Annotated in this window: 11 protein-coding genes; 4 read left to right on the forward strand and 7 right to left on the reverse strand. The window is 65.8% G+C overall.

Annotation, left to right across the window (positions count from 1 at the left end):
- Nucleotides 1–5 precede the first annotated feature (5 nt).
- Both KIO74_RS10535 and KIO74_RS10540 read left to right on the forward strand, forming a co-directional pair.
- Nucleotides 6–1319 (forward strand): glycosyltransferase family 4 protein, encoded by a 1314-nt coding sequence (locus tag KIO74_RS10535; protein WP_249730942.1) that lies wholly within the window; start codon nucleotides 6–8, stop codon nucleotides 1317–1319.
- Nucleotides 1316–2575 carry a glycosyltransferase gene (locus KIO74_RS10540; protein ID WP_213331948.1) on the forward strand — a complete coding sequence of 420 codons (1260 nt, stop codon included), beginning with the start codon at nucleotides 1316–1318 and terminating at the stop codon, nucleotides 2573–2575. Before KIO74_RS10535 ends, KIO74_RS10540 begins: the two co-directional genes overlap by 4 nt.
- Here the strand turns inward: KIO74_RS10540 and KIO74_RS10545 are convergent.
- From KIO74_RS10545 to KIO74_RS10570, 6 genes are all read right to left on the reverse strand, one after another.
- Nucleotides 2524–3876 carry an O-antigen polymerase gene (locus KIO74_RS10545; protein WP_213331949.1) on the reverse strand — a complete coding sequence of 451 codons (1353 nt, stop codon included), beginning with the start codon at nucleotides 3874–3876 and terminating at the stop codon, nucleotides 2524–2526. The two genes, KIO74_RS10540 and KIO74_RS10545, sit on opposite strands and share 52 nt — an antisense overlap.
- Nucleotides 3873–4646: a YdcF family protein gene (locus KIO74_RS10550; RefSeq protein ID WP_213331950.1), complete on the reverse strand. Its 774-nt coding sequence runs from the start codon at nucleotides 4644–4646 to the stop codon at nucleotides 3873–3875. Before KIO74_RS10550 ends, KIO74_RS10545 begins: the two co-directional genes overlap by 4 nt.
- 205 nt (nucleotides 4647–4851) lie before the next feature.
- A complete protein-coding gene (locus KIO74_RS10555) occupies nucleotides 4852–5685 on the reverse strand; it encodes a glycosyltransferase family 2 protein (protein WP_213331951.1) in 834 nt (277 codons plus the stop codon).
- Nucleotides 5682–6323, reverse strand: a complete 642-nt coding sequence (locus KIO74_RS10560; RefSeq protein ID WP_249730943.1) for an LbetaH domain-containing protein — start codon at nucleotides 6321–6323, stop codon at nucleotides 5682–5684. The genes KIO74_RS10555 and KIO74_RS10560 overlap by 4 nt, the downstream gene beginning before the upstream one ends.
- Nucleotides 6320–7525, reverse strand: a complete 1206-nt coding sequence (locus KIO74_RS10565; RefSeq protein WP_213331952.1) for a glycosyltransferase family 4 protein — start codon at nucleotides 7523–7525, stop codon at nucleotides 6320–6322. Before KIO74_RS10565 ends, KIO74_RS10560 begins: the two co-directional genes overlap by 4 nt.
- Nucleotides 7522–8655 carry an MraY family glycosyltransferase gene (locus KIO74_RS10570; protein WP_213331953.1) on the reverse strand — a complete coding sequence of 378 codons (1134 nt, stop codon included), beginning with the start codon at nucleotides 8653–8655 and terminating at the stop codon, nucleotides 7522–7524. Before KIO74_RS10570 ends, KIO74_RS10565 begins: the two co-directional genes overlap by 4 nt.
- A 316-nt stretch (nucleotides 8656–8971) precedes the next feature.
- Here KIO74_RS10570 and KIO74_RS10575 point away from each other — a divergent pair, with 316 nt between their 5' ends.
- Both KIO74_RS10575 and KIO74_RS10580 read left to right on the forward strand, forming a co-directional pair.
- Entirely contained in the window at nucleotides 8972–10459 is a 1488-nt protein-coding gene (locus KIO74_RS10575; RefSeq protein ID WP_213331954.1) for a lipopolysaccharide biosynthesis protein, read from the forward strand.
- 75 nt (nucleotides 10460–10534) lie between these two features.
- Entirely contained in the window at nucleotides 10535–11389 is an 855-nt protein-coding gene (locus KIO74_RS10580) for a glycosyltransferase (RefSeq protein WP_213331955.1), read from the forward strand.
- Here KIO74_RS10580 and KIO74_RS10585 read toward each other — a convergent pair.
- Nucleotides 11346–12395 (reverse strand): glycosyltransferase family 2 protein, encoded by a 1050-nt coding sequence (locus tag KIO74_RS10585; RefSeq protein WP_213331956.1) that lies wholly within the window; start codon nucleotides 12393–12395, stop codon nucleotides 11346–11348. The two genes, KIO74_RS10580 and KIO74_RS10585, sit on opposite strands and share 44 nt — an antisense overlap.
- Between the last annotated feature and the right edge of the window lie 314 nt (nucleotides 12396–12709).

A 12709-nucleotide genomic window follows, 5' to 3' on the forward strand; every position in this document is an offset into this window, starting at 1 on the left:
CGGCGATGCAACGTCTGCAGGAGAGCCTCAATGGTGCGAGGCAGGGCGGCCCGCGCGAGCGGCTCGGGCCCGTCGCCGTCGTCCAGCTCGGCGCGCGGATGCATTATGCCGTGCCGCGCATGCTGGCCGCGCAGGGAGAACTCGCGCGGCTCTATACTGACGTCACCGCGGTCCAGGGGTGGCCGCGCCTCGTCGGCCGCCTGCCTCGCCGCCTTCTGCCGGGCGCGGTGCGGCGCCTCACCGGGCGTGTGCCGGACGATATCGATCCGCGCCGGCTAACGACCTTTCCGGGCTTCGGCCTCGCCCTGTCGCTCCGGCGCCTTGGGGCACGGACGCCCGAGCGCGAGACGGCGGCCGCGCTGTGGGGCGGGCGGGCGCTGGCGCGCCGCGTCGCCGCCCATGGTTTCGGCGAGGCGGCCGGGCTTTACACGTTCTCCGGCGAAAGTCTCGATGTTCTCAAGGCCGCCCGCGCGGCTGGCCTCTGGACCGCCGTGGAACAGATCATCGCGCCGCGCGGCATCGTCGAACGGCTTATCGCGGAAGAGGAAACACGCTTTCCCGACTGGCAGGCGCCGGGCTCCGCGAACCGCCTCGCCCCGCAATTCGCCGCCCAGGAAATCGCGGAATGGCGCGTTGCGGATCTGGTGATCTGCGGCTCCGCCTTCGTGCGCGACGCTGTGATCGCCACCGGTGGCGACAGCGCACGGACCGTCGTTGTTCCCTACGGCGTTGATCAGCGCTTCGCCTTGCCCCCGCGCACGCCTCACGGCGGGCCTCTGCGTGTGCTCACGGTGGGAGGTATAGGTTTGCGAAAAGGCTCGCCCTATGTGCTAGAGGCCGCAAGGCAGCTCAAGGGGCGCATGACCTTCCGCATGGTCGGCCCCTGTGCGCTTGCCCCCGCCGCCAGACAGGCGCTCGCCCGTGAGGTCGAGCTCCCGGGGGCGGTTCCGCGCGCCGAAATCCAGAGCCACTACGCCTGGGCGGATGTTTTCCTGCTTCCCTCGATCTGCGAAGGCTCCGCCACCGCGACCTATGAGGCGCTGGCGGCGGGACTGCCCGTCGTGACCACCCCGAATGCCGGCAGCGTCGTACGCGACAATCTGGAGGGGCATGTCGTGCCGATCCGGGATGTGGATGCGATCGTCACCGCGTTGCTGAACCTCGCCGGCAATCCACGCCTGCGCCAGGAGATGTCGCGCGCCGCCCGCCTGCGGGCCACCGAGCACGATCTCGCCCATTACGGACGGCGCCTCCGATCGGCGCTCGCCCAGGCCCGTGCGCTCCACGACGCGCATCTCACATCCCGAGAACGACCATGAGCATGCCATCAATCGACGCGCTGACGACCGCATCCCCGGCTAGGGCCGTACCGCTGCCCGCGCCTTCCAGGCCGCTGAAAGCGGGGATGCTGCTTGGCTCGGTCGCACCGACGGCGGGCGGCGTCGCGGCTTGCGTCCAGGCACTTGGGCTCGCCTTGCAGGCGCCCGCGCTGTCCCACCACGTGGAAATTTTCTCCCTCGCCGATCATGACGGCAGCCTCGATCTCAGCGGCTGGGGCGCATTGGACGTCAAGCTGTCCAGGACCACGGGGCCGCGCGGCTTCGGCTACGCGCGCGGATTGTCCACCGCGATGGCCGCCGCCGATCTCGATGTTCTCCATGTCCATGGTTTGTGGATGTACCCTTCGGTCGCCGCACGCCGGTGGGGGGCCGCGCGGCACGCGCCTTACGTCGTCAGCCCGCACGGCATGCTGGACCCCTGGGCGCTCGCCAACAGTGGCTGGAAAAAGGAAATCGCGACGCGCCTCTATGAGCGCGCGCATCTCACCCATGCCGCCTGCATCCACGCGCTTTGCGACCCGGAGCTGGAGGCGATCCGCGCCTTCGGCCTGCGCAATCCAGTCTGTGTGATCCGCAATGGCGTTTCGCCCCTGACGGGCGACGCTGTGGCACGCCCGGCCTGGCGCGTGGCGCTGCCGGCCGATGCGCGCGTGCTCCTCTTTCTCGGGCGGTTGACGCCGAAGAAGGGGCTGACGAACCTCATCCGCGCCTGGAGCGCGTTCAAGCAGCGGGCTGGGACCAGGGCTTCGGCCTGGCATCTCGCGCTCGCCGGCTGGGGAGCCGACAGCTACGTGGCCGGCCTTCGGTCTCTAGCGGCCAATCTCGCGCTCGGCGCCAGTGTGCATTTCATCGGCCCGCAGCACGACGCGGCGAAAGAAGCAACCTTCGACGCCTCAGATGCCTTCATTCTGCCCTCGGTCAGCGAGGGGCTGCCAATGGCGATCCTGGAAGCCTGGCAACACGGCCTGCCGGTACTGATGACGCCGCAATGCAACCTGCCGGAAGGCGTTTCCCACGGCGCCGCCGTCGCGGTGATGCCCGATGTCGACAGCTTGACCGCAAGCCTTGCCGATCTTGCCGCATGGCCGCCGACGCGGCTCGCGGCCATGGGCAACGCCGGCCGCGCGCTGGTCGCCCAGCATTTCAGCTGGCCAGCCGTGGCGCAGGAATTTTCCGCCGTCTATCAATGGATCTGCAGGGGTGGCGACAGACCAGACTGCATCGATGTCTGGTGATCCCTCGGCGCAGCGGGCGAAATTTCATCCCTCAGGACTTCATCCCACCGCTGGCGTGCATAGAGCAAGGCCGGCAGGAGGAAGATCGCCAGTTGCACCCAGGCGGACACGATCCACTGCGTGAAATGGGAAAAGGTGTGCATCGCCGGCACGACCGACAGGAGATAGACGATCTCCGCTCCGGTGCTGCCGCCCATCGCGGCGCGGTAGACCGCGCGCATGGCAAAGGCGATCAGGAAGAACTTGAGGGCGCCGAAGTACCAGAAGGAAGCGAAGGCATCAGCCATGCCTGTCTCGGTACTTCCAAGCAGTGGATCATACTCCCGATCATAACGCTGATCCACGTCGATCATCAGCGCGCCCTTCAAGGCCTGGCCGACGAGCTGGGCGGGAACGAAGGTATAGACCAGCATGTTCCAGTGAAACGCACCATAATCGAAGTCACTGCTGCGGTCGGTGGCCGCGATACGCAGGACCGCATTGTGCATTTCCGGCCCGCCTCTTTCGAGAATCTGATCGAAATTCTCAACGATATCGATCTGAGCGAGGGACGCGACATCCGGAATACCTTCGCTCCGCGTCAGCTCGCGATAATCATGGGTCGATCCCAGCAGCAAGGTTCCCGCCACCAGCCCTGTCAACATCAGGAAGCGCGGCGCCGCCCAGCCCCGGTGGAACCATAGCGCCAATGCGATCAGCATCAGGAACTCCATGGCCTCACCGCGTTTGCCGGTGATGATGATGCGATCGAGATAGAGGAGGCTTCCACCCAGCACGATGGCCCATGCCCATGCCGAGGGGCGTCGCGCGAGGCAGATGAGGCCCAGCGCCAGGCCATAGGTCAACATCCGCGAAAAGAACAGGTACACCACGGGCAACCCGCTGATCGTGGTGCCCACCGTCACATCGCGCGGCAGCCGGCTCAGCTGGATATAGAAGGACGCGCCCATGAGGGACAAGACGCCAGCCGCTATCAGCAGCCTGCGCTCGTCGAAGGTCCAGTCGAGGAGCCGCATGGGCCTGCGGCAGGCCCACCAGCCCATCTGACACATGGCCAGACAGAGCCCCGTGAAAGCAATTGCCTTCGCATAGCCACCCGCCGGCAGGAAGCGATCCGTTGCGAGGCCGGGCAGTTGCGGGAGAATGAAGGCGAAGGTTATGGCCGCTGCCAGGAAGGGAAATTCATAGATCTTGCCCGGACGGGTCATCGCCGACAGCAGCATGGCAATGGTGATGACCGCGACAATCGCGGTCCACATCCAGTTGTCCCATAGCCATCCGGCCTCGCTATAGGCGCTCATGACAGCTCCTCCCACGCATCGACGTCGTCGAATCCCGCGATATCAACGCCATAGCGCAGCATGTACCAGGCGACCTTCACGTATTCGAGGAGGATGCGGCCGCTATCGGGATCCTCCACGAGACGCCAGGATGGCCATTCCGGCTCGACAGGCGACGACACGAAGGCCACCCGCGGCGCCACCGCCCGAAAACAAGCAAGCGCGCGCCTGCTGTGGAACCAGCTCGTGACGATGACAGCCCGGCGCACCCTGGCCTGGATCAGCATGGGAACGGAGAAGACGGCGTTTTCCCAGGTATTGCGCGAGTGACATTCCATCTGGATCACGCCCGGAGGAACTCCGCGATCGATCATCATCTGCCGGATGAACTGGCAGTCGCCATCGCCCGCTATGATCACCTGTGGCGCAACGCCAGCACGATAGAGCGATGCGCCCCGATAGGCGCGTCGCGGGCCGTCCCCGCCCAGCACCACAATAGCGTCGGCCCGGCCGGCATCGGAACGCACGGTCAGCAATCGCTCGGCCGCCAACAGCCCAAAGGCCGGAGCTGCGATCATCGCGGTCACGACAAGCGCGGCGACAAGGAGACCCGTACCCGGCGAAAAGCCCGAGCGACCGCGTAAGCTCGGCCGATCCGGGGACAGAACTGGCCGCCAGCGTAGCGGGCCTGCCGAGAACCACGCGAACGCGGGACGCGGAGGAACCGGATTCTGCTGCATCAAAGCATCCCCTCGGCCCGTCGGCGCGTTGACACCAGGTTCGATCGACATGCAGCGCTCCCCACGCGATACAACCGTCATCACCGGGCTTGTCCCGGTGATCCCGATAGGAAAGCCGCCTCGCTCAATCGGGATGGCCGGGACAAGCCCGGCCATGACAGCTGGGAACGCTGATTGTCGATTGACCCTAGAGCATTTCCAGTAAACTCCACTTCGCTCGAAAGGCCCGTGCAATCCCTCATACAGGCAAGCCGGTTCATACTGGCAGGCCTTGGCGCCGTCGGCGGATCTCCGCGATCTTGATCACGATCATGTATTCGTAGGCGACGAGCAGACGGCAGTAGACATAACCTGCCCAACCGTCGAGAAATCCGCGCCTGACAAAGTACATGTAAAGAAACCGCAAGGTCGGCCGGCAAGGCAGGCGGAAGGACAATTCCTTCATCGCGCGGCGGCGGCGCGGCGCCTCCCTGCTGAAGAGATCGCTCATCCGGAAGCTGCCCCGCTCAAGGCTCATCAGGGATTCGCGCGCTTCATGCCACGAGTAGCGATTGTGCTTCTCGTACCAGGCATTGAGCCCCTTGTTGAAGCTATAGTGGGTGAAGTGTCCCTTGAGCCGGCCAACAGGCCCATCGACGACGCAGACCGAATTGATCTCGCGCTCGAAATGCGCCTTTTCCGGCCTGACGAGGCGCATGACCCAGGTGGGATAGAGGCTGCTGTGCTTGAGCCACTGGCCCATGAAGATGACCTTGAAGCGCACGCGGAACCCCGCTTCCGGGCAGTCCGGGTCGGCCACCGCCGCCAGCATCTCATCACGCAGGTCCGGCGGGGTGATTTCATCCGCGTCGGGAATGTAAACCCATGGATACTTGAAGGGTATTTCCTTCAGCCCGTAAGTATGCTGCGTGTGCTCATTGTCATAGGCGCGTTGATAGACCCGCGCCCCCGCCGCTTTCGCGATCTCGACGGTGCGATCCGTGCTGAAGGAATCGAGCACCACGACATCATCGCTCCACGCAACAGACGCGAGACATGACGGCAGGATGTTTTCCTCGTTCAAAGTCAGGATGAGAACAGAAATGCTCATGTCGCTTGTCCCCTGCGCTCGGCGCTCCGATGACCCGCGTGAGTGACTGCCACGGCGGGACGTCGCATGCGGATGGCTCGCGCGGGGTTGCCGGCGACCACGGTCCACGGGGGCACCGGGCGGAAAGCCGAGGCCCGCGCTCCCACCACCGCCCCCTCACCGATGGTCACGCCTGGCCCGACAAAGGCATCGGCCGCGATCCAGGCGTGGGCACCTATGACGATGGGCGCCGTCACGAGCGGCATGTCGGGCGCGTCGATGTCATGGCTCGCCGCGCATAGGAAGCTGTACTGGCTCACCGTTGCATAGTCGCCGACTGAAATCAGATCAACCGCATAGCAGTCGACGCGATGGCTGAGGCTGGCGCAGGTGCCCATCGTGAGGTTCCAGGGCGCCCAGATGCGCACTGATGCATGGATGACGGCGCCGGGGCCGATCTCGGCGCCGAACAATCTGAGCAGCATCCGCCGCCAGGCATGGAACGGCTTGGGGCTTGGCCGGAACAACAGGAACCACACACAACCCCAGGCCAGCCGCGCGATCTTGTTGGTGCGGCTGTGCGGGCTCGGCCGGTAGGCGCCGCTCGCCCTGAGCGGGCGCGAGTCTTGGCCTTGAAGGATGTGCCGGGCGCTCATCATGACACGGCCCGCTCGCGCAGGACGCGCAGAACATTCTTGATCGGCGACGGCAGATAGCTGCGCAGGCCGGGCCTCAGTCCGCCCGCCATGCGCCAGTGATCGAAAGACAGGGGCTTCGCGATGGGAGGGCGATCATGGGCCAGCCGGCGGATCAGCGTGTGATAACGTGACGCCATCAGATCGGCACGGAACCGTTCATGGGCCGTCCAACATCCGGCGGCGGCCAGTCGATGCAGCAACGGACGATCCCTTTCGAGACACAGGATCCCCGCAACGGCGGCGCGCCAGTCCCCCACCGGGAACAGGAGGCCGTCGGCACCATCCGTGATGATGGAATCGGTGACCCCATGGATCCGCGCGACGACAGGCACGCAACCGCGCGCCATGGCCTCCACCGCGGTGATCATGAAGCCTTCGAAACGCGATGGCGCGAGCAGAATATCATGGGTCTTCATCAAGGCGTCCACAGCATCGGGCCCTACTTCGCCGGTGAAACGGACGCGCGCTCCCAGGGGCATCGCGAGCGCGCGCAGGCGCTCGGCGTCGGGGCCGGTGCCGGCGATCGTCAAGGTGATGTCAGCCGGAAGTGCTTCAAGGATCTGCGGCAGCCAGAACACACCCTTGGCGACATCCTCGATCCGCCCCAGCGACAAAAGCCGCAGCGGCGCATGCGCCACGAATGGGCGCACCGCGGGCAGATGTTCAGCGAGATCCGTGCCATTGGGAATGGCCACCGTGTGCCTGTCGTCGAAACCGTAGGATCTGACGAGATCGTCCCGAATGCGCGGCGACACGCCGACAGTTGCATGGACGTGATCACGGATGGCACGCGCGGCGGCATAGGTCGCGGGGGTGATATTGTGCACGATCATGATGCGAAGCATCGGCGCCGCGAGATAGCGCATGGCGTTGGTCTGCGCCCTGTCCGCGAGCACGCTGACGATCACGCCGTCGAAACCGCCCGCCTCCAGCGCGTTGACAAGCGCGCGGGCTTGCGCCTGCTCGCCATCAGTGGCCATGCCCGTGACGAAGCCATGGGCCAGTTCCGCCGCGAAGGCAGGGTCGCGGATCGCGCGATGCGCAGCCTCGCCGGTGCCTATCCAGCAGAGCTCCGTCCCGAACGGCGCGAGCTCGTCGCGCAGGAGCCGGTAGACCGTGTAGGTGCCGCCACGATGCGGGAAGCCGAAATAGGCGAGTTTCATGACAGACGCTTTCGCACAGGCTGCGATGACATCACCGGATCCGCCGCCGGAGTGGCCGCCCCGGCGTTGCGCCGCGCCACACGGTGCTCGTGGTGGCCGACGAAGAACACGTGCAGGCCCACTACCAGGACAAGGCCGAGAACCATCACATGTGTGGACATGCCGAGCCACACGCCCAGCATGCCGATACCGCCGAGCAGGAACGACACCATGACGATCGTGGTCGTGGCAGCACGTGCCGAAAGCCCCGCCTCCAGGAGAAGGTGATGCAGGTGGCGACGATCGCTTGCCATCGGGCTTTGCCCGACCATAAGGCGCCGAACGATCAGGCTCAGTGTATCGATAGCCGGCAAAGCACAGAGCCAGAGCCAAGCCGGCAGCGGCGCCAGACGGGCCGGGCCGGTGGCGGCGTCGATCGTCAGAAACGCGATGCTCGCGCCGAGCATGGTAGAGCCCGCGTCGCCCATGAAGACCCGCGCGCGGGCCTGCCAGGGATGGCGCAGATTGAACAGCAGAAATCCCGCCGTCACACATAGCAGCAGGAGCGGAAGCGTGGCGCTGCCCGCGTCCGAGAAGGCGCCGGCCACCGCCAGCCAGAAGAAGGCCGACGCCGCGACACCGCCGGCGAGGCCGTCCAGACCGTCGATCATGTTGAGGGCGTTGATCACGCCGACCATGAAAATGAGCGTGAACGGCATGGCGAAGATGCCAAGCTCCAGCGCCCGCTCGCCTCCGGGGCTCGCTCCGAGACCGAACCCGATGACATCGCCGAGATCCGTGATGAGATGGCTGCCGGGCGCGACGATGATCAGGGCGGCCGTAATCTGCACCGCGAGACGCAGCGGGGCGCGCAGGTTGAAACGGTCGTCCATGACGCCGAGGCCAACCAGGATCGCCAGTCCCGCCAGCAGCGGCCAGCGCGTCTCAAGAAGCCCGTCGACCAGACAAGCTGTGAGAAGCAGGGCGAGGAACATGGCGATGCCGCCAACAACCGGCACACCGCCATGATGCTGCTTGCGGCTATCCGGCTTGTCGATCAGCCCGAGCGGCCAAGCGACCGCCCTGAGCAGCAGGATCAAAACGATAGCCAGGAGGAAGGCGTTCATCAGATGTGTGGCGTGCAGCGGCATCTCGAACTCCGCAGCCCGATTGTTCCGGGCATGTCCGTTATTTCAACGGTACCCGGGGGCAGTTTGATTGGCGCCAATCTGGCGTTCATCCAATGTTAACGAACGCCCCGATCGCGGCGATTCAGGATTTCAGGTGACACGTCGGGCCGCGACTGCTGCCGTCGGAGGTATTGGCCCGCCAAAGGGCAGCGGCCATCGCCACACCCGTCGCCCCCCATCCCTCCTTTTTCGTAGCCTGGGCTCCACCTTCGGATGAGGTCAGCACGCGGGTGACATGGCGTAGGCTCTGATACCGCGTCTTATCCTCAGGTGGTCGATGACAGGTCTGCGCCGCTCATTCGCCTTCTCATTCATCGAGCGCTATGCCACGAGCCTGATCAACCTCGGGATGACGGCGGCGCTGGCCCGACTCGTCAGTCCCGACGAGATCGGTGTCTTCGTCATCGGCGGTACCATCATCCTGCTGGGAGAGATCCTGCGCGATTTCGGGGCGAGCTCCTATCTGATCCAGGCCCAGGCGATCACGGCGGAGGGAGTGCGGACGACGTTCACCGTGACCTTCGCCCTCTCCGCCTTGGTCATCGGGCTTGTGCTCGTGACGGCTCAGCCCATCGCGACCTTCTACGGCGACGCGCGGCTGGCCGTCGTGCTGAGGATCGCCGCGGCGGGCTTCATGCTTGGCGCCTTCATCAACCCGATCCTGTCGCTCCTGCGCCGCGAGATGGCCTTCGACAGGATCGCGCTCATCAACACCATCGGCGCCTGCGTGAACGGCGGGGCCGCCATCGGCCTTGCCACGGCGGGCTTCGGCTACCGTAGCCTTGCCCTGGCCTATGTGGCGTCGGCGGTCGCGATCCTGGCCGCCGCGCTGGCGTTCCGCCCCGTCATGACGACCTTCCGGCCCGGCCTGGCCGACTGGCGGCATGTCTTTGCCTTTGGGGGATACGCCAGCGCCACGGCTGTCATCAACAACCTGTATCTGGCCTGGCCGCAGCTGGTGCTCGCGCGCATTCTCGGCTTCGACGCCGTGGGTCTTTTCAGCCGCGCGACCATGCTCGTGCAGATGCCGGAACGCTCCCTGCTCTCGGCCTTGCAGCCCGTGCTGCTGCCCGCCTTTGCCCGCGAGGTGCGGGCGGGCGGCGAACTTTCCGGCGCCTATCTCCACGGCATCGCGCTCGCAACCGCCGTGCAATGGCCGTTCCTCGTTGGCCTCGCGATCCTGGCCGAGCCGGTCGTCGCCATAGTGCTCGGCCCGGCGTGGATGGGAGCGGCCCCCGTCGTCAGGCTCTTGGCGCTCGGCTCCCTCTCGCTGTTCGCGGCCTTCCTGACCTATCCCGTCCTGGTTGCGGTCGGACGCATCAGGGATACGTTGACGGCAAGCCTCATCGTGCTGCCGCCATCAGCTCTCGTCGTCACGCTCGCAGCATTCCACGGCCTCGACGCGGTTGCCGCGAGCCTCTTCGTCACCGGCCCCCTACAGATGGCCGTCAGCTTCATCGTGATCCGCAGACATGTGCCCTTCCCCTGGGGCGCCCTCATCGAAAAACTCACACGGAGCGCCATCGTGACGGCGGGCGCCAGCGTGGCCCCCCTTGCCATCGCGGTCGCCAATGGCTTCACGCCGCACCCTGGCGCTCTTGCCCTGGTGGGCGCCGTCGCCGGCAGCGCGATCGGCTGGCTGGCCGCGTTGTCCGCCATGCGGCACCCCCTCATGGACCTGCTGCCGTCCCCAAGGGCCATCGTTGGCGCCATGCGCACACGCCTGGAGCGGCTTCCGGTCAGGCTGAACCAGCTCACGGACTAGACGTGCCTTGGACGCCGCCCTCTTTCAACAACTCGGAGCACAGGCTCTGGCGCTTCGTTTCCATGGAGGTGTCATGTGTCAGCCCTGGTCGAGCCTTTTCCGACAATCACCATCGATCGGACGCGCCAGCTTGCGCATTTTCCCGAGGGGCGCCCTCTGGCCGATAGCCTGGGGGATTACCTCCGCAAGACCGAGGCGAGTATCGCGGGCCGGCCTGTCGCGGACATGGTGACGGCCATTGTGCCGGTCTACAACACCGATCCCGCGATGCTTCATGTCGCGCTGGATTCTCTTTTGGCGCAGACGATGCGCCCCGCCTACATCCTCTTGATCGATGACGGCAGCGACCGCCTGGACACCCGCGCTTATCTCGCCGCGATCGACGACAGCCTGCTGATCGATGTGCTCTACAACCCGCGCAATATCTCGCTCGGGCCCACGATGAACCGCGCCCTCGAGGCCTGCCCCACGCCCTTCGCGCTCAAGCTCGATTCCGATGATGTGGCGGATCCCGGTCTCCTGGCGGCCTTCTGCGATCACCTCGACGGGCAACCGGCTCCCGACGTGCTCGGCTGCCAGTTCACGGCCTTCGGGGAGAGCCATTTCACGACCCATCATCCCCGCAAGGTCACCCGCGCCCATGTCGTGCATTCGGCCGGCTACTGGTTCATGAACCACACGGGCGTCATCCTGAACCGGGACAGCGTGCGGGCCGTTGGGGGATACCGCGCGATGCGCGGCCTGCCGGAGGACTATGATCTCTGGATACGGATGATGCGCGCGGGGCACAACCGCTTCGTCAATCTGGACGAAAGCCTCGTCGCCTACCGCGACAGCCCCTCCGCGCTGCATCGCAACTTCCGGCGCGGCATCGGCCGGCTGCGGCTCATTGCGGCGAAGGCGAGCGCCCGGCTTTTGCCGCCGTTCTGAACGGCAGCGCCCTCGCCCATCCCGTCTCGCTGAAAAGTGCCGCCAACCGGCGACTTGCCTGCGGCGAGCGCAGGAGATGCCCCACAGGGGGCGCCACCAGCAGCGATGGTCGCAGACGGCAGGCGAAACGCACGAGGTCACGCCCGCTCGCGGGGTTGCCACGCCAGCGCTGCGCCTGGCCGGTCCAGAAGGCCTGTTCGGCGAGGTGGCGCAAGGCGAGTGCCCGCAGGCGCGGCGCATCCGGCAGCGAAGCGCCCGCCCCCGCGAAGAAGGTCTCGAAGGCGAGCTCCCTCTGCTCGCAATCCCGCAACAGCACATCATCGGCGTGCAGCGACATGTTCTCGCCATGGACGCCGCGAATGCCCTGGACCGCATGTGTTTCAGCGACATCGCCATGCATGGCGAACCGCAACCACATCTCCATGTCGCCGGAATGCGTCAGCTCCGCCCGATAGGGCCCAACGGCCTTTTGTGTCGCGCTGCGCAGGATGGCCGTGACGGTCACGACGGGGTTGAGGGCCGTGGAGCAGGCTTTCCGGATGAAGCGCTCTCCGGGCTCGACGCGCCAGCCATGGATCCGGTCGCTTCCCTGCGCCGCGAGCGCCGACCACAACGGCCGATGGTCAGCGCCGGAGGGGAGCTCACTCCAGCCCCCATAGGTCAAGACCACCTTCGGATTGGCTTCCATGATCGCGATCGCGCGTTTCAGAGCGCCGGGGGCGAGGAGATCATCAGCGCTGAGGAGCAGCATGTAAGGGGATTCGACCCAGTCGATCCCCTCGTTGTAGGTGGCGATATGGCCCTGATTGACCGGATGGATGATGACCGTGACACGCCGGTCGCGCCAGGCGATCGCCTCAGCGACAGCAGCGCTGTCGTCCGGCGAAGCATCGTCAATGATGAGGATACGAATATCGTCCAACCCCTGATCGACAATACTCGCGACGCACCGCTCCAGGAAATTGCCGTAGCGATAGCAAGGCACGATGATATCGACGATCGCCATGGCCGAGTTCCTCCTCATGCCCCGTTGAGCGGGCAATAACAGCGCTGCGGCGGCATGCCGCCCCGCGCCATCATCAACCGGCCGGCGGTTTCGTCCGAGTTATCTTTCGGAGAGCCGGCCCTCCCGCGGATACCGCCTTTCGGCGATGACATGATCCACCGTCCTGCAAAGGCCTGCCCCTCAGCCACGCCCTTGGCGGAAGGGGTGGCAATTGGCTGGAAGCCCTTTGCCACCTTCGGGCAAGGTGAAGCGGACCATGCGTCGCCCTAAGCTATGCAGCGACGATGGTACGCGGCATCCGGAGTAGCGGCGCA

This window comes from Chelatococcus sp. HY11 (assembly GCF_018398335.1).
Classification (GTDB): domain Bacteria; phylum Pseudomonadota; class Alphaproteobacteria; order Rhizobiales; family Beijerinckiaceae; genus Chelatococcus.